Origin of the sequence: Bradyrhizobium sp. (assembly GCF_027451485.1) — a bacterium.
In the GTDB taxonomy this organism is placed as follows: domain Bacteria; phylum Pseudomonadota; class Alphaproteobacteria; order Rhizobiales; family Xanthobacteraceae; genus Bradyrhizobium.
The window spans coordinates 20,270-37,791 of sequence record NZ_DAIDJE010000206.1 but is presented as its reverse complement, the minus strand read 5'-3'; the positions used below and the strand labels follow the sequence as shown (position 1 = coordinate 37,791).

The following is a 17,522-nucleotide window of genomic DNA, read 5'->3' as shown; positions in this document are numbered from 1 at the left end:
TTCAATGCGTCCTGACGCGCCGCCCCGCGATTGCAATCGGCACGACGGCAAGCAACTGCGCGACGACGGCGACCGCGACCATCGCAACGACCGAGACATCGTAGAGCGCGCCGAGTGCCGCGCTGCCGGCGAACCAGGCGATACCGAAGATCGCGCCGAAGACGCCGTACGCCGACCCCAATCGTTCCCGCGGGATCATATGCGCGACAGCGGCCTGCATCACCGATTCATGGGCGCCCAACCCGATACCCCAGAGCAGCGCGCCGAGCAGCGAAAGCGCAAAGCCGCCCAGGAACGCAAGAGGCGCATAAACAGCTACCACGATCGTAACCGGCAAAAGAACAAACAGACCCAGCCGGTCAAAAAGCCTGCCGACAATGAGGGATCCGATCCCGCCGGCTCCCATCGCGAACGCATAGAAGATCGGTATCCATTCGTTCGCCACGATGTGGGACTTGCTCAAATGGAAGGCGATGAGCGAGTAATCGGCGAATCCGAAGCCTACCAAGCCTGCGCCAAGGCAATACCACCAATAGGCAGGCGGATAGCGACCGACCTGGGAGGTCTGCGGCTCCCTTGCGATGCGGCCGGCATCTGGAAAGGTGAAGCGGGCGCCGAAGACGAGGAGAAGCGTGATGATGGCAGGAAGCGCAAGACAAGCGAACGCAAGGTGGAAGTTTCCCTTCCAGGCAAGGAGTCCCGCGATCGCCAACGGGCCGATCAGTGCGCCGCACTGGTCCATCGCTTCGTTGACCCCAAACGCCCAACCGCGCCCCATCTGCTCGCCGGCCTGAGCCAGCATGACGTCCCGTGGCGGATTGCGCGTGGCGCGGCCGATCCTTTCGAACAGGATCAGGACGGCCGCGATCGGCCAGCTTCCGCTGAGAGCCAGCGCGGGGACTGCTACCATCTGCACGACGTAACCAGCCAGCGTGATCGGCCAATACATACGGCTGGAGTCAGCCCAACGTCCCGATACCAGCCGCAGCGCATAGCCGAGAAACTCGCCGAAGCCGGTTACCGTGCCGACGATGAAGCCGGTTGCGCCGAGCATTCCCAGGAAAGGACCGGTCACGCTACGCGCGCCCTCATACGTCATGTCGGCGAACAGGTTAACTGCACCGAACAGGAGAACGAAGGCAAGGCCGGAGCTGGCCGACCAGACTGGCTGTGCTTGCGCCGACATGGATGACTCCCGTCGTCGGTTCAGGCCCAGAGCCCCGATTCCGAAGTCCGCAAGCTATCGCAGCAGCATCTGATGCGAAGTTCGGACTCAAACGGAGCTCTAGCAACCTGCCGTTTTGTAGTGCGACCTTGGATTTGAAGTTCCCATCGCGAACTCGCAGCAACCCCGACAGGGGCTGCAAATTCGCCGCACTATGCGTAACCGAACAGAAACATGAATCCGAAGTCCATGTGGAGTTGCTGGTGGCAGTGAAACAGCGTCATTCCGGGATTGTCCGCGACGAAATCGAACTCGACCTCCTGGAATCCGCCTACCATCACGACGTCCTTGATGACGCCGGCCGTCGACTTACCGCCGACACTCACCAGTTCGAAGCTGTGGCGATGCAGGTGCAGCGGATGAATGTCGTCGCTCGCGTTGCGGAATTTCAGGCGGTAGCGGCGGCCTTCGTGGACCGTGTACGTCGGATTCCTGGTCTCCATGGCGAAGGCCTTGCCGTTCAGCGTCCACTCGTTAAAGCCGTTCAGCGCAGCGTTATGCTTGACGATGGTGAATTCCATCGTCTCGTCCGGCTTTGCCCGCGTCGCGCCCGGCTTGCCGAACAGCGTGTAGTCCCAGCGATAAGGCTTCGGCTTCGTCCATTGCGGCTTGCCTTTGGAGCCGGCGTATTCGACCACGATGCCCATGCCTCGCTTGCGGTCATCATCGGCAAGGTCGCCGATGACCCAAACGCCGGGATGGTTCATCTCGACAATGGCCGAGATGCGCTCCGCGGTGCCCAACCAGAGCACCGGCACGTCCCGCGGCGTCGGCACCGGATTGCCGTCGAGCGCCACGACTCTGAAAGAGTGACCTGGCAGCGCGAGGCTGCGAGTCTCGCCGGCGCTTCCGTTGAGAACGTGAAACAGCACGCGCTCGCCGCGTTTTACGCGAATGGGCTCGCCGTGCCCGAGCATCTTGCCATTAATCGCGAACAGGTCGTAGCCGACCTCAAAGCCCTTGGTCTTTTCCTTGGCCTCGTCGTCGGCCTTCTTGCCGGTCTCCTGCAACTCCTTGATCGGCTCGCCGGCGAGAAAGTCCATCGCCATATCGCCGCCGCGGCTGAACGACGGCGCAAACTCCTTGAGCACCAGGAAGACCTCGCGGTCATAAGCTCCGGGCTCGTTTTTCGGTTCGATATAGACCGGGCCGACCTGCCCCGTGTAAGTCCCGCGATTGAGATCAGCACGGGCCACAACATGCGTGTGATAAAAGCGGAAGCCCGCCGGCTTGGGCACAAAAGCGATCCGGCGCATGCCGTGAGGCGCGATAAAGGGCGTTCCCTCCTCTGCCGCCCCGTCGACATCGCTTCCGATCATCTGGCCATGCCAGTGCACCAGTTCCGGCGTGTCCGTGTCGTTATAGACGTCCACGACCGTGCGCTGCCCTTCCTTGAAGCGCAGGAGCGGTCCGGGAAACTGGCCGTTGTAGAGCGTTGTCGAGACGATGTGATCCGGAGCCAATTCGACCAGACCCGTGGCGATCCGCAAGGTGTGGTCGGCCTTTTCAATTGCCCCCGCCGTCGGCGACTCGGCCGCACGGGCGAGCCGGGATACCGATCCAGCCAATGGAAGCATGGCGCCATAGGCAAGAAGTGCGCGGCGGTCGATCTGCACAGGAGGCTCTCCCGGTTTCGTGAAGCAGCGGCGAAACAAACACCTTAGCCTTCACTATCGAATTTCGATATCGTTAGTCGACTATCAGCCGGCCCCGCAAGCGGAATCATGCAATCGGAAACGGGAAATCCGTCAATCCTTCATCACTTCGCCGGTGAACTCGCGCAAACGTGTTCTGGCGAGCGTGAGCGCCCGCTTCCCCAACGCCGTCGCGCGGTAAAGGGTCCTGACGGTGCGGCCGTCCCGCTGCTTTCGGGATCGCAGATATCCCTTTTGTTCCATCGCGTGGAGCATGGGGTAGAGCGTGCCGGGGCTCAATTTGTAGCCGTGCCGGGCCAGTTCATCGATCATCCACTGGCCGTAGACCTCGTGTTCAGCGGCGTGGTGCAGGATATGGAGACGGACGAATCCGCTGAGCAGGTCCTTGAACTTCATCGACAGGCGACCTCATCGACCATTACGTCCACGCCTCCCGGCGAAAGCATATGAACCATCTCTTTGCCCGGCTCAACAAGCGTAAGGATATAGCAATGGACCGGAACAGCGCCCTCGATGTCACGACATCCACCTGGACGATCCTTATACGGCTCCAGATCGGGTTAATCGTCTTTTTCCCGGAAGGCATTCAGAAGCTGCTATTCCCCGACATTCTGGGCGCGGGACGTTTCGCCAGGATCGGGATTCCCTTTCCCGACCTCATGGGTCCGTTCGTCGGCGTCGTCGAAACGATTTGCGGACTTCTCATCATCGTCGGACTGCTTACCCGACTCGCCGCGGTCCCGTTGATCATTGTCATGATCGTCGCGCTCGCCTCGACGAAGCTGCCGATCCTGCTCGGCCACGACGTGTGGCTGTTCCACCTCGCCAAGGACATCAAGCGTACGGGGTTTTGGAGCATGATGCATGAAGCACGGACCGATCTCGTCATGCTGCTCGGATGCATCTACCTGCTGATCGTAGGCGCCGGACGCTGGTCAATCGACGGCCGGATGCGGGCTTGAGAAACGCCTCGCGATCACCAGCCGCAGCCCTCGGCCAACGCGTAGCGGATGTCAAATTCGCTCACCGGGTGCATGACGCTGCGAAGCCACAGGTCTTGCGCATTTGCGCGACGCCAATTGCCGAGAACGAAACAGAATATGATCAGCCACCCGCCACTGTGGCACGCCATTTGCTACTAGAACCAACGCCGTCATTGCGGTCGCAAGCGAAGCAATCCAGAGTGTCCCGGACAAGTTCCGGACGGCGTCGGCGCTTCGCTCCGCTGAAGGCCAGACAACTTTAGAGGCTGCATGCTCGGATATCTGATGCGCCGGGTGCTCGCCGCCATTCCCGTGATGGGCGTGGTCGCACTGTTCGTGTTCCTGCTGCTGCGGTTGACGCCCGGCGACCCCGCGGCGATTCTCGCCGGCGACAACGCTACGCCCGAGCAGCTCGAGCACATCCGTATTTCGCTCGGGCTGAACCAGCCGCTCTACACCCAGTTCTTCACCTGGATCGGCAGTCTCCTCCACGGCGATCTCGGCACCTCGCTCTCCTCCCACAAACCGGTGCTGACGCTGATCGGCCAGCGCATCGAGCCCTCGATTGCGGTCGCCATCTCAACCATCGTGCTGTCGGTTGTGATCGCCGTGCCGCTCGGGGTGATCGCCGCCTGGAAACGCGGCACCCTGATCGATCGCTTCGTGATGGGATTGTCGGTGGTCGGGTTTTCGGTTCCGGTGTTTGTCATCGGCTATGTCTTGATCCAGATTTTTGCCATCGATCTGCGCTGGCTGCCGGTCCAGGGTTATCGCAGCATCGCCAAGGGCTTCGGCCCGTTCCTCGAACGGCTGATCCTGCCAACGGTGACGCTGTCGTTCATCTATGTCGCGCTGATCGCACGCATGACCCGCGCCTCCATGCTGGACGTGCTGGGCGAAGATTACGTACGCACGGCGCGCGCCAAGGGCATCAGCGAGGCCGGCGTGCTGCTGCGCCACGGCCTGCGCAACGCCGCCGTCCCGGTCATCACCGTGATCGGCACCGGATTTGCGCTCCTGATTTCCGGGGTCGTCGTCACTGAAAGCGTGTTCAACCTGCCTGGCATCGGCCGTCTCACCGTCGATGCCGTGCTGTCTCGCGATTATCCGGTCATCCAGGGTCTGATCCTACTGACCTCGGGCGTGTATCTTGGCGTCAACCTTCTGATCGATGTCGCCTACACCCTGCTCGATCCCCGAATCCGCTACTGAGGCCCAAAGAAATCCGATGGCGATCGAGACCCTTCCAGAGCCCTCCATTCCGATCACGACGCCTGTGCGGGGGACATTCCTGACCGCAACGCCGATCATCACCGTCGCCGTCGTGTGTCTTGCTCTCATAACGCTCTCGGCGATCCTCGCGCCCTGGCTCGCCCCGCACGATCCGCTGCTGCTCACGCCCGCCCAGCGGCTGAAGCCGGCCAGCGCGCAATTCTTGCTGGGCACCGACGGCTATGGTCGCGACCTGCTGTCACGCATCCTTTATGGTGGACGCATCTCGCTGCTGGTCGGTCTTGGCAGCGCCGTTTTCAGCGTTGGCATCGGGCTTGCTATCGGATTGGTGTCCGGCTTCTTCAAATGGATCGACGCCGTCATGATGCGGATCATGGATGGGCTGATGGCGATCCCCGGTATTTTGCTGGCGATTGCCGTTGTTTCGCTCTCCGGCGCCAGCCTGATGACCGTGATGGTCGCCATCACCATTCCGGAGATTCCGCGCGTGGCGCGGCTGGTCCGTTCCGTCGTGCTGTCGGCGCGCGAGGAGCCCTATGTGGAGGCCGCGATCTCGCTCGGATCGTCCCTGCCAAAGATCATGTGGCGGCATCTGATGCCGAACACCATTGCCCCCCTGATCGTGCAAGGCACCTATGTTTGCGCGTCGGCGATTTTGACCGAAGCGATCCTGTCATTTCTCGGCGCCGGGATCAGCCCGGAAACCCCGAGCTGGGGCAACATCATGGCCGAGGGACGCAGTTTCTTTCAGATCAAGCCCTCCCTGATCTTCTGGCCCGGGCTCGTTCTCTCGATCACGATCCTTTCGGTCAACCTCATTGGCGATGCCGCGCGCGACGCGCTCGATCCCCGCCTGAAGCAGCGGGAGGCGAGCAAGTGACCTCGCCTGCTCTCGCGATCGAAAACCTCGTCGTCAGCCTTGGACAAAACCCCGATGCCGATCGCGTCATCGATGGCGTCTGCCTCGACGTGCACGAACGCGAGACGCTGTGCCTCGTCGGCGAAAGCGGATCGGGAAAATCCGTCACCTCGTTGGCCGTGATGGGACTGTTGCCGAAGGGCACGCTCGCGGCAACCGGCGGCCACATCAAACTGGCCCGAGAGGAACTGATTGGCGCAAGCGACCGGCGCTTGAGGCAACTGCGCGCCACCACGATGGCGATGATTTTTCAGGAGCCGATGACCGCGCTCAACCCTGTAGTGCCGGTCGGACGGCAGATCGACGAAGTCCTGCGCACGCATACCAGGCTCGACAAGCGCGCGCGGCGCACGCGCATCCTTGAGATGATGGAACAAGTGCGGCTGCCGGAGGTCGAACGGATCTTTGCCTCCTACCCGCATCGCCTGTCAGGTGGCCAGCGTCAACGCATCATGATCGCCATGGCGCTGGTGCTGGAACCGAAGCTCCTGATCGCGGACGAGCCGACCACGGCGCTCGACGTTACCACGCAAAAGCAGATACTGGGCTTGATCCGCGACCTGCAACGCGACCACGGCACCGCAGTGCTCTTTATCACCCACGATATGGGCGTGGTCGCGGAAATCGCCGACCGTGTCGCAGTGATGCGGCGGGGCAAGCTGGTCGAGACCGGACCGCTTCAGGCCATCCTGCGTGCGCCGGCGCAAGAATACACCCGCAATCTCCTCGCAGCGGTGCCGTCGCTGGTGCCGCGCGCGCCGCGGCCGGAATCACACGAGCCGATCGTGCTTGAAACCAACAACCTTTCGAAAATTTACCGCGAAAGCTCGGCGTTTCGGCGCTCGCGCGAAGTGACCGCAGCCCAGGGGGTGACGCTCAGGCTGCGCAAGGGCCGCACGCTCGGCATTGTCGGCGAAAGCGGCTCAGGCAAATCGACCGTCGCCCGCTGCATCGTCCGTCTGATCGATCCGACCTCCGGGACGGTTCACCTGGGAAATCGCGAAATATCCGACCTGTCGCGAAAGCTGTTGCAGCCGCATCGCAAGAAGATCCAGATCGTCTTCCAGGATCCCTATCGATCGCTCAATCCGCGCATCACCGTCGGTGAAACCATCGCCGAAGGCCCAATCAACTATCACATGCCGCGCCCGCGGGCGCTGGAGAAAGCGCGCGAGCTGCTCGAGCTGGTCGGCTTGCCGCCGGATTCCGTCGCGCGTTTCCCGCATCAGTTTTCCGGCGGACAGCGACAGCGCATCGCCATCGCGCGGGCACTTGCGCTCGATCCCGACGTGATGGTGGCAGACGAGGCTGTCTCGGCGCTGGACGTCTCCGTTCAGGCGCAGGTCCTCGAATTGCTCGACCAGCTCCAGGCGCGACTTGGTGTCGCAATCCTCTTCGTCACCCATGATCTGCGCGTCGCGGCGCAAATCTGCGACGACGTCGCGGTCATGCAGCACGGCCGCATCGTCGAACAGGGGCCGGCCATGCAAGTCCTCACAAAACCGCAACAGGCCTATACCCGTAGCCTGCTTGACGCCGCGCCCGGACGCGGATGGGATTTTGCGAACTTCCGGCCGATTGTCGGCTAGCGTTGTCAGATCCAAATTCCGGGTCTGCTCCTGCCGGCGAATCGCGGAATGACTGCTGAGGAACCACGCATGCCCCGTATCGCCGTCGGCGGTTTTTTGCACGAGACCAACACTTTCGCGCCGACCAAGGCGAGCTATGCCGATTTCGTCCATGGCGGCGGCTGGCCTGCGATGGTACGAGGCACCGACGTCTTCAAGGTGATGCGCAACATCAACGTCGGGCTTGCCGGTTTCATCGGCGAAGCGGAGGCGCTCGGCTGGGAACTGGTGCCGACGATCTTTGCCGCCGCCAGCCCCTGCGCGCATGTCACGAAGGACGCCTATGAGCGCATCGCGAAGGTGATCGTCGAGGGCCTCGCCGGCGCCGGGCGGCTCGATGCGGTCTATCTCGACCTGCATGGCGCGATGGTAGCCGAGCATTTCGACGACGGCGAAGGCGAAATCCTGCGGCGGGTGCGGCAGGTGATCGGCGACGAACTACCGCTCGTCACGAGCCTCGATCTGCACGCCAATGTCACGCCAGACATGGTGCATCACGCAGATGCACTGATCGCCTACCGCACCTATCCGCATGTCGACATGGCCGATACCGGCCGCGCCGCCGCGCGGCACCTCGCCCTGCTGCTGCAGAACGGCCAGCACTTCGAAAAAGCGTTCCGGCAATTGCCGTTTCTGATTCCGATCAGCTGGCAGTGCACCAGCGATTTTCCAAGCAAGGCCATTTACGAGCAACTCGCCGACATGCAGAGCGAGGCCGTGCCGACGCTCTCCTTTTGTCCCGGCTTTCCGGCCGCCGATTTCGCCCATTGCGGGCCAAGCGTCTTTGCTTACGGAAAGACCAAGCGCGACGCGCAGGCCGCGGTGGACAAGCTCGCGGGTCTGATCGAAGGCCATGAAAAGGATTTCGACGGCCGCATCTACTCGCCTGATGAAGGCGTGCGACTCGCCATGGAACTGTCGAAGGCTGCGCGCAAACCCATCATCATTGCCGATACCCAGGACAATCCCGGTGCCGGCGGCGACTCCGACACGACCGGCATGCTGCGGGCGCTTGTCCGCAACCACGCCACGCACGCGGCAATCGGCGTAATCTACGATCCGGCCTCTGCCAAGGCCGCTCACGAGGCGAGCGTCGGCGCTTCGCTCAAGCTATCCCTCGGCGGCAAGTCAGGTATTCCGGGCGATGCGCCCTTTGAGGCGACCTTCACCGTAGAAAAACTCTCCGACGGAAAATTCGTGGCGCCCGGCCCCTATTTCGGCGGCCGCGACATGGACATGGGGCCATCAGCCTGCTTGCGGATCGACGGCATTCGCGTGGTCGTGAGTTCGCATAAAGCACAGCTCGCCGACCAGGCGATGTTCCGCTATGTCGGAATCGAGCCGACCGAACAGGCGATCCTGGTGAACAAGAGTTCGGTGCATTTCCGCGCCGACTTCGAGCCGATCGCAGAAAGATTGCTGATCTGCGCCGCCCCCGGTGCGATGCCTGCGGACCCGGCCTCCCTGCCCTGGACCAGACTGCGTTCCGGCATTCGACTTAAGCCGAACGGTCCTGCCTTCACCGCGCCTCACTCCTCACCGCTTCATTCCACCGCGACCGGATGACATCATGCCCACGATCGACCGCATCGAGCGCTTTGCCGACGAACTCACCGCCATCAGGCGGGACCTGCACGCCCATCCCGAGATCGGCTTCGAGGAAGTCCGCACCTCCGGCATCGTGGCCGAAAAGCTTACGCAATGGGGGGTCGAGGTTCATCGCGGCTTCGGCGGCACCGGCGTCGTCGGCGTACTCAAGGGCAAAGGCAACGGCAAAAAGCGCATCGGATTGCGCGCCGACATGGACGCGCTGCCGATGGAAGAGAACACCAACCTGAAATGGCGCTCGACCATTCCCGGTCGCTTTCACGGATGCGGTCACGACGGCCACACAACGATGCTGCTCGGGACGGCGCGCTATCTCGCAGAGACGCGGAATTTCGACGGCACCGTGCACTTCATCTTCCAGCCGGCCGAGGAAGGCCTTGGCGGCGCGCGCGCGATGATCAAGGACGGCCTGTTCGAGAAATTTCCGTGCGACGAAATTTACGGCCTCCACAATGCCCCCGACCTCGATCATGGCGAACTCGCCGTGCTCCCCGGGCCTGCCATGGCCGGGGCTGATTTCTTTGACATCACGATCAACGGCTATGGAGCCCACGGTGCCATGCCGGAGCGCTCCAAGGACCCTGTCGTGATTGCAATGTCGCTGGGCCAGGCGTTGCAGACCGTCGTCAGCCGCAACGTTTCGCCGAACGAGGCCGCTGTGCTCTCGATTACGCAGATCCACGCGGGGTCCGCCTATAATGTGATTCCGGGCGAGGCCAGGCTTGCCGGCACCGTGCGCGCCTTCTCCGACGAGGTGCGTGCGCTGATCCGCGAACGGATGCGCAACCTCTGTGCCGGCCTCGCCGCCGCCTTCGACGTCGAGATCAAGGTCGACATCCGCGATATCTTCAGCGTGCTGGTCAACAGCGAGGAGCACTGCAAGGTGGTGGCAGACGTTGCCCGTAGCGTGATCGATCCTGCCAAGTTCCTGACACGCGCCAAGCCGAAAATGGGCAGCGAAGACTTTGCCGATATGCTGCACGCCGTGCCCGGTGCCTATTTCTGGCTCGGCCATGACGGCTCGGTGCCGGTGCATAATCCCGGCTACACGCTGGACGACAAGATTTTGCCGATCGGCGCGAGCGTGTTTGCCCGCATCGTTGAAGCGCGCCTGCCCGCTGGCTAGTGGAGTGATTTTGACGTTTGCCGCCTATCTGGCCGCGGGTTCGCCAAGCGTCTGCAAGGAGCTGCCATGAGCGATGAAGAAACCACTGACGCCGTAACGGCCCTGCATGATCTTTCCGCCGTCGACATGATCGCGGGTTTTCGCGCGCGGCAATTCTCGCCGGGCGAAGTGCTCGATGAGGTGCTAGAGCATATCGAAGGCTGGGAGCCGCACATCAAGGCGCTCTACGCCTTCGATCCGGACGGCGCGCGGAAAGCTGCCCAGGCTTCTACCGAGCGATGGGCAAACGGCGAAGCGGCAGGTCCGCTCGATGGCGTTCCCGTCACCATCAAGGACAATATCGCAACCAAAGGCACGCCGGTTCCGCTCGGCACGGCGACCACCAAACTCGTGCCGGCCGAGGCCGACGCGCCGCCGGCCGCGCGGTTGCGCGAGGCCGGCGCGATCATCTTTTCCAAGACCACGATGCCGGATTTCGGCATGCTGTCGTCGGGGCTTTCCAGTTTCCACCCCCTCACCCGCAATCCATGGGACATCAGGCAGAATCCCGGCGGTTCGAGTGCGGGCGCCGGTGCGGCGGCGGCCGCCGGGTACGGCCCGCTGCATCTTGGAACCGATATCGGCGGTTCGGTGCGGCTGCCGGCGTGCTGGTGCGGCATCGTCGCCCTGAAGCCGAGCCTCGGGCGCGTGCCGATCGATCCGCCTTATGTCGGCCGCGTCGCAGGCCCGATGACGCGCACCGTCGATGACGCCGCGCTGATGATGAGCGTGATCGCAAAGCCCGATCGCCGCGATGGCATGAGCCTGCCGCCCAATGACATTCACTGGAAGGCGCTAGACAAGCCCTTGCGCAAGCTGCGCATCGGGCTGTTGCTCGATCTTGGCGTCGGCCAGGCGCTGGAGAAAGAGGTGCGCGACGTGGCCGTCAAGGCCGCAAAGGCCTTTGAGGCCGCCGGCGCCGTGGTCAGCGAAGTCAAGGGCATCCTGACGCGCGAGATGCTCGACGGGCTGGACAGTTTCTGGCGCGCCCGGGCGTGGGACGATCTTTCGAAACTGGCGCCGGACCAGCGCGGCAAAACGCTGCCTTACATCCTCAAATGGGCCGAAGCCGGCGCAAAACTCTCGGGCATCGATGTCATCAGGGGTTTCAACGCCACCATGGCGATGCGCGCCGGCGCTGCCAAACTCTTTTCCGATATCGACTATCTGATCTCACCGGTTTCGCCGGTGGTGAAATTTGCGGCCGAGCTTGCCGCCCCCCTCAATGATCCCGAGCACCCGTTCGAGCACATCTGCTACACAGTGCCATGGAACATGGCAGAGAATCCGGCGATCTCGATCAACGGCGGCTATGACGCAACAGGCTTTCCGATCGGCGTGCAGATTGTCGGCCGCCGCTTCGATGACCTCGGCGTGCTCGCGATGGCGAAAACGTTCGAGAACCTGCGCGGCCCGCAACGGCTGTGGCCGAGCATGCCGGGAAAATAACATCGGCTTCTTTCTTCTACACAAAGCCAAGAGACGTGGATGGCCGGGACAAGCCCGGCCATGACGGTCGGGAGGACATCGCATGGCTTATGAAACCATCACCTACGAGGTTGCCGACAACATCCTCACCATCACGCTGAACCGACCCGACAAGCTCAACGCCTTCAACGCCACGATGCTGCACGAGCTGATCGAAGCCTTCGATGCGGCCGACAAGGACGACGAGGTCAGGGCCATCATCGTCACCGGCGCAGGCCGCGCGTTCTGCGCCGGCGCCGATCTTTCATCCGGCGCAGATACTTTCGATCGCGACGCGAAGCGGGGTCCGATCAAGCGCCTCGCGGACGGCCGGGTCGATTACAGCGATGCAAACGTTCGTGACGGCGGCGGCCAGGTGACCCTGCGCATCTTCAAATGCCTCAAGCCTGTCATCGCGGCCGTGAATGGAGCGGCGGTCGGCATTGGCGCCACCATGCAGCTTGCCATGGACATCCGCATCGCGTCGGAAGATGCCAGGTTCGGTTTCGTGTTTTCCCAGCGCGGCATCGTGCCGGAAGCGGCTTCGAGCTGGTTCCTGCCGCGCATTGTCGGCATCAGCCAGGCGCTGGAATGGTGCTTTACCGGGCGCGTATTTCCGGCGCAGGAGGCGCTTGCGGGAGGCCTTGTGAGCAAAGTCGTTGCGCCGGATCAGTTGCTCGCCACCGCACGCAGCCTGGCGCGCGAGATCGCCAGCAAGACCGCCCCGGTGTCGGTCGCTCTGATCCGGCAGATGATGTGGCGCCTTTCGGCCGCCGACGATCCGATGGAAGCGCACAAGATAGATAGTCGCGGCATCTATGCCCGCGGGCGATCCGGCGATGTCAAGGAAGGCGTGACGGCGTTCCTGGAGAAGCGGCCTGCGCACTTCAAGGACAAGGTGTCGTCGGACATGCCGGACTATTTCCCATGGTGGGATGAACGGCAATATGAATGAACTGTCGTCACCCGCGAAGTGGTGCGATGAAAACCGGGTATAACGAAGGCAGCTGAGGGGTGTGAAAAGGACCGTCAGCGACGTGCCACTCTCTTTCATGGAACGCGGCCATGGTAGGCACGCTCGCTTGGCCTACGCTACGGCGCTACGTCACCAACGCAACTCTCCCGATCGCCTTGCGATCGATCAGAAGTCGCATGGCCTTCGCGTAGTCTTCCAACGGCAAACGATGCGAGATGTGCGGGCGCACGTGTCCTCCCGCCGCCCACGCAAGCAGCGTCCTCAGCCGCTCCTCGCCGAGCGCGGGATTCTTCCGCGCTGCTTCGCCGGCGCGAACGCCAAGCACGCTCGCACCCTTGATCATCAGGAGATTGGTGCGGGCGAGGCCAATGCCGCCGGTGAAGCCGATCACCAGCATGCGCGCGCCAAAAGCAATACAGCGCTGGCTGTTTTCGAAAACCTCGCCGCCGACCGGATCGAACACAACATCGGCGCCGCGTCCCTCCGTGATACGCTTGACCGCGTCGCAGAACGGCTCGCGCGCGTAGAGGACAAGGTGATCGGCGCCTTTCGTCTTGGCTACCGCAAGTTTCTCCTCCGATGAAGCCGCCGCTATCACGGTCGCGCCCAGGAGCTTGCCGACCTCGACTGCAGCAAGACCCACGCCGCCGCCGGCGCCGTGAACCAGCAGCGCTTCGCCGCGCCTGAGCTGCCCGCGGTCGACAAGCGCATGATAGGCCGTGCCATGCGCAGCCAGGAACGTCGCCCCCTCTGCATAGTGGAAGTCAGGCGGAAGCTTTACCAGTTGCGACGGCGTCACGATGACTTCATCCGCATAGGCGCCGTGCCGCATTCTGGCGATGACGCGGTCGCCGATCGCGATACCTTCTACTCCATCGGCGATCTCACTGACGCTGCCCGCCGCTTCCACTCCCGGCGTAAACGGCAAGTCCGGCTTGAGCTGATATTCGCCGGCTGACATCAAGATGTCGGGAAAATTGATGCCGGCCGCGCGGATAGCCACGCGCACTTCGCCTGGCGCAAGCACCCTTGGAGCAAACGTCTCCAGCCGCAATTTTTCAGGCGGCCCGAGTTCGCGGCAGACAACCGCTCGAGGAATGGATCTGACATTCGCTTCAACTTTTCCGCTTGTTCTCATGGCGAATGCCAAATCCGAAACCGCTCGTAGATTATTATATTGGCGAATGACGCTCTCATTCGAACGTTCGCAATGGCAATTGGGGCGGGATGCGAACATTCGGATTGGAGCATTCGCGTCATCGGACTGCGCCGGCCTTTCGCCGCGAAAGCGCATCGCGGAGCAGCGGGAGACGATCGTTGCCGAAATACATATCGGTCTTATCAAGGAAGATCGTCGGCGAGCCGAAGCCGCCGCGCGCCATCACCTCGTCAGTATTGGCCTTGAGCTGATCCTTGATCGGCTGCCGACCGATGCCGGCGAAAAATGCCTCAGCGTCGATGCCGCAGCGCCGGCACGCTTCGCTCAGCACAGTATCCTGCGAGATGTCCTGGTCTTCGCCCCAGTACATCTGGAACACCGTGCGCGCAAACGGCAGCATGTCCTTGCCCAGCCAGATGCAGCCGCGCATTGCTTTCACGCTGTTCACGGGAAACACCTTGGGCCGCATCAAAATGGTCAGGTCCGCCAGGCGCGCCCAGTCCGCCATGTCTTTCTTGTCGTAGGCGATTTTGGCCGGCACCGGATTTTCGCGCCGCGCATAGACGCTCGGATTGATGGTGTTGAAGATGCCGCCCACCAAAATTGGCCGCCACGATATATTTTCCTCAAACTCCCGCGCCAGCGGCTGGATGTTGTGAAAGGCGAGATAGGTCCAAGGGCTCGAACAGTCGAAGAAGAACTCGATCATGGGGGTTTCCTTGTCTACGTTTCTCTCTGTCATTCCGGGGCGACGGGCGGCGGCGGGCCCGGAATCCAATGAACAACCGACCGTGCCGAGGAATGAATTCCGTGCCTGCGCCTCGCGGCGCGTGCCGGAATGACGACCGCTATTTCCTTTCCGTCATTTCCCTGGCGCGCTGGCCGAACATGTTCCTGCGCGCCTCCTCGTCGAACGGCTCCTTGACGAATTTGCCGATTGCAAGCCCCGCCTGCACCTGCGGCCGGGCGCGCACGTCAGCGTACCAGCGCCTGACGTTCGGGTAGTCGTCGAGGGTAAAGCCCTGCGCCTTGTGGGTCATGGTCCATGGAAAACAGGCGATGTCGGCGATCGAATAGTCGCGCCCCGCGATATAGGCGCCGCTCTTGCCGAGCTGGATGTCAAGCACGTGATAGAGCCGCGCCGCCTCATCGCGGTAGCGCTGGATCGCATAGGGTATCTTTTCCGGCGCATAGAGCGCAAAATGCCCGTGCTGGCCAAGCATCGGGCCGAGCCCACCCATCTGCCACATCACCCATTGCATCACGGCCGACCGCGCGCGCATCTCGGTCGGCAAAAAGCGACCAGTCTTGTCGGCAAGATAGATCAGGATCGCGCCGGTCTCGAACACCGAGAACGGCCCGCCGCCGTCGGGCGGCGCATGATCGACGATTGCCGGAATGCGGTTGTTCGGGCTGATCGCAAGAAACTCCGGCTTGAACTGCTCACCGGCGCGGATGTTCACGGGCTTGACCGTATAGGGAATGCCAAGTTCTTCCAGCATGATCGAGATTTTCCAGCCGTTTGGCGTCGGCGCGTAATAAAGGTCGATCATGGGATTTCCGCGAGAGGGAGCGAGGAAGCCATCTTATCCCCTGCTTTGGTTGCAGGCCATATCCTGATTAGCCATGTACCTCGCCCGCCGGGCATGGCATTAGAAGGGCCAACAGAGTTTCAAAGTCAGAGGACACGCCAACATGCTGTTTCCGACCACGATCGCCGGGTCCCTGCCCAAGCCCGAATGGCTCGCCGAGCCGAACAAACTCTGGGCACCGTGGAAATCGCAGGGCGACGAACTCGCCCGCGCCAAGCGCGACGCGACCCTGCTCGCGGTGAAACTCCAGGAGGATGCCGGCATCGACATCGTCACGGAGGGCGAACAGGCGCGGCAACATTTCGTCCACGGCTTTCTGGAAAAGGTCGAAGGCATCGACTTCGCCCACAAGGTCGAGATGGGAATCCGCAACGATCGCTACAAGGCGATGGTGCCGCAGGTCGTGGCGCCGCTGAAGCTCAAGGGCCGAGTGCATGCGGACGAAGCCCGCGTCACCCGTGCTCACACCACTCGCAAGGTGAAATTCACCATGCCCGGCCCGATGACCATCATCGACACGATCGCCGACCAATATTATGGCGACCGCGTCAAGATGGCGTTCGCCTTTGCCGAACTGCTCAACGAGGAAGCCAGGGCGTTGCAGGCCGACGGCGTCGACCTGATCCAGTTCGACGAACCTGCCTTCAACGTCTACATGAACGAGGTCAACGAGTGGGGTATCAAGGCGCTGGAGCGCGCCGCCGAAGGCCTCACCTGCGCCACCGCCGTACATATCTGCTACGGCTACGGCATCAAGGCCAACACCGACTGGAAAGAGACGCTCGGCAGCGAGTGGCGGCAATATGAGGAATTCTTTCCGTCGATCGCCAAGAGCACCATCGGCCAGGTCGCGATCGAATGCCGGAACTCGAAGGTGCCGCTTGAAATTCTCGGGCTTCTGAAAGGCAAGAAGATCCAGGCCGGTGTGATCGATGTCGCCAACGACCAGGTCGAAACCGCCGAGGACGTCGTCGCCGTGATTGAAGCCGTCTCCAAAGTCGTGCCGAAGAGCGACATCATCCCGACCACCAATTGCGGCATGGCGCCGATGCGGCGCGATATTGCCGAGGCCAAGCTGATGGCGCTCGGCGCTGGTGCGAAGCTCGCACGGCAGAGATTGGGCTAGGCTGAGGCCGTCATTCCGGGGCGCACCGATAGGTGCGAGCCCGGAATCCATTTCTCCTGGTCAATTGCGGCTTGATGGTTTCCGGACTCGCGCTTCACGCGCTCCGGAATGACGGCCAGCGTTGAGCTTCCCCGCACTCTCATGAATCACCACCCGATAGCCGGCCGAAATCGCACGCACGGTCGAGGGCGGCGTCAGGAGCTTTGCATCCTTGAGGCTGCCGCTCACCGCGCGATATCCCGCGGGCGTCCATAGCAGCGGTTTGCCGCCGGCAATCAGAAAGCTCTGCTGTCCCGCCTGCACCATCACACCGTCCGGCAGCTGCTCCAGCGGCATCGGCAAGGGATGCAGCTTCTTGCCGCTGGCGAGACGCTCACCGTGGAGCGCAGCATCCATGTCGGGCGCCAGCACATTGCTCGTTCGATTGCCCTTCTCCCAGGCGGCGCGAAATCGCTTGGCATCTTCGCGCCGGCAATAGAAGCAGGGTCGATGTCCCGCCGCGAGGGACGTCGCCTCGTCGAGAAAGAACAGTTCCGTCCAGCTCCGCCGCTGCCAAACCTTGCGGCGGCGGCCGCGGAATTCCAGCACGCAGGTGATCCAGGCGCGGGTCGACCAGCGCCGCTTCAGGATCGTCCGCGTCGCAGGCTGGTGGATGATGCCACGATTGCCGACAAACATGCCGCGCTCGGGGATGGCGACGATCTCGCCGGTCGGCAGCACGCGGTTTTGCAGCGGCATGGATCTATCCACCTACTCTGCGTCATTCCGGGGCTCGCGAAGCGAGAA

16 protein-coding genes are annotated in these 17,522 nt (G+C 62.5%); 9 read left to right on the top strand and 7 right to left on the bottom strand.

Annotation, left to right across the window (positions count from 1 at the left end; translation table 11 throughout):
* Position 1: 1 nt before the first annotated feature.
* The 3 genes from NEZ08_RS23970 to NEZ08_RS23960 form a co-directional block, all read right to left on the bottom strand.
* Positions 2–1,186, bottom strand: a complete 1,185-nt coding sequence (locus NEZ08_RS23970) for an MFS transporter (RefSeq protein ID WP_298112685.1) — start codon at positions 1,184–1,186, stop codon at positions 2–4.
* A 191-nt stretch (positions 1,187–1,377) separates the two neighbouring features.
* Positions 1,378–2,841, bottom strand: coding sequence for a multicopper oxidase family protein (locus tag NEZ08_RS23965; protein ID WP_298112682.1), 1,464 nt, complete (start codon positions 2,839–2,841; stop codon positions 1,378–1,380).
* A gap of 132 nt (positions 2,842–2,973) precedes the next feature.
* Positions 2,974–3,276 (bottom strand): PadR family transcriptional regulator, encoded by a 303-nt coding sequence (locus NEZ08_RS23960; protein ID WP_298112679.1) that lies wholly within the window; start codon positions 3,274–3,276, stop codon positions 2,974–2,976.
* A 95-nt stretch (positions 3,277–3,371) separates the two neighbouring features.
* Between NEZ08_RS23960 and NEZ08_RS23955 the strand changes: the two genes are divergently transcribed.
* The 8 genes from NEZ08_RS23955 to NEZ08_RS23920 all read left to right on the top strand — a co-directional run bounded on the left by NEZ08_RS23955 (position 3,372) and on the right by NEZ08_RS23920 (position 12,838).
* The gene (locus NEZ08_RS23955; RefSeq protein WP_298112676.1) at positions 3,372–3,842 is read left to right on the top strand and encodes a DoxX family protein; all 471 of its coding nucleotides are present in this window, start codon (positions 3,372–3,374) and stop codon (positions 3,840–3,842) included.
* Between the two features lie 291 nt (positions 3,843–4,133).
* Positions 4,134–5,075, top strand: coding sequence for an ABC transporter permease (locus tag NEZ08_RS23950; RefSeq protein WP_298112673.1), 942 nt, complete (start codon positions 4,134–4,136; stop codon positions 5,073–5,075).
* Between the two features lie 16 nt (positions 5,076–5,091).
* On the top strand, positions 5,092–5,976 hold the full coding sequence (locus NEZ08_RS23945; RefSeq protein WP_298112670.1) for an ABC transporter permease: 885 nt from the start codon (positions 5,092–5,094) through the stop codon (positions 5,974–5,976).
* Positions 5,973–7,604: an ABC transporter ATP-binding protein gene (locus NEZ08_RS23940; RefSeq protein WP_298112667.1), complete on the top strand. Its 1,632-nt coding sequence runs from the start codon at positions 5,973–5,975 to the stop codon at positions 7,602–7,604. The genes NEZ08_RS23945 and NEZ08_RS23940 overlap by 4 nt, the downstream gene beginning before the upstream one ends.
* Before the next feature lie 69 nt (positions 7,605–7,673).
* The gene (locus tag NEZ08_RS23935; RefSeq protein WP_298112664.1) at positions 7,674–9,209 is read left to right on the top strand and encodes a M81 family metallopeptidase; all 1,536 of its coding nucleotides are present in this window, start codon (positions 7,674–7,676) and stop codon (positions 9,207–9,209) included.
* A gap of 4 nt (positions 9,210–9,213) precedes the next feature.
* Positions 9,214–10,377 carry a M20 aminoacylase family protein gene (locus tag NEZ08_RS23930; RefSeq protein ID WP_298112662.1) on the top strand — a complete coding sequence of 388 codons (1,164 nt, stop codon included), beginning with the start codon at positions 9,214–9,216 and terminating at the stop codon, positions 10,375–10,377.
* 66 nt (positions 10,378–10,443) lie between these two features.
* A complete protein-coding gene (locus tag NEZ08_RS23925) occupies positions 10,444–11,865 on the top strand; it encodes an amidase (protein WP_298112659.1) in 1,422 nt (473 codons plus the stop codon).
* A gap of 82 nt (positions 11,866–11,947) precedes the next feature.
* A complete protein-coding gene (locus NEZ08_RS23920; RefSeq protein ID WP_298112657.1) occupies positions 11,948–12,838 on the top strand; it encodes a crotonase/enoyl-CoA hydratase family protein in 891 nt (296 codons plus the stop codon).
* 145 nt (positions 12,839–12,983) lie between these two features.
* On the opposite strand, the gene NEZ08_RS23915 is transcribed toward NEZ08_RS23920, so the two are convergent.
* The 3 genes from NEZ08_RS23915 to NEZ08_RS23905 form a co-directional block, all read right to left on the bottom strand.
* Positions 12,984–13,958, bottom strand: a complete 975-nt coding sequence (locus NEZ08_RS23915) for an NADPH:quinone oxidoreductase family protein (protein WP_298112838.1) — start codon at positions 13,956–13,958, stop codon at positions 12,984–12,986.
* Positions 13,959–14,115: 157 nt separating this feature from the next.
* A complete protein-coding gene (locus tag NEZ08_RS23910) occupies positions 14,116–14,727 on the bottom strand; it encodes a 2-hydroxychromene-2-carboxylate isomerase (protein ID WP_298112655.1) in 612 nt (203 codons plus the stop codon).
* 139 nt (positions 14,728–14,866) lie between these two features.
* A complete protein-coding gene (locus NEZ08_RS23905; protein ID WP_298112653.1) occupies positions 14,867–15,571 on the bottom strand; it encodes a glutathione S-transferase N-terminal domain-containing protein in 705 nt (234 codons plus the stop codon).
* A 142-nt stretch (positions 15,572–15,713) separates the two neighbouring features.
* Here NEZ08_RS23905 and NEZ08_RS23900 point away from each other — a divergent pair, with 142 nt between their 5' ends.
* The gene (locus NEZ08_RS23900; RefSeq protein WP_298112651.1) at positions 15,714–16,736 is read left to right on the top strand and encodes a methionine synthase; all 1,023 of its coding nucleotides are present in this window, start codon (positions 15,714–15,716) and stop codon (positions 16,734–16,736) included.
* Positions 16,737–16,796: 60 nt separating this feature from the next.
* On the opposite strand, the gene NEZ08_RS23895 is transcribed toward NEZ08_RS23900, so the two are convergent.
* A complete protein-coding gene (locus tag NEZ08_RS23895) occupies positions 16,797–17,474 on the bottom strand; it encodes a hypothetical protein (RefSeq protein WP_298112648.1) in 678 nt (225 codons plus the stop codon).
* Positions 17,475–17,522: the final 48 nt, after the last annotated feature.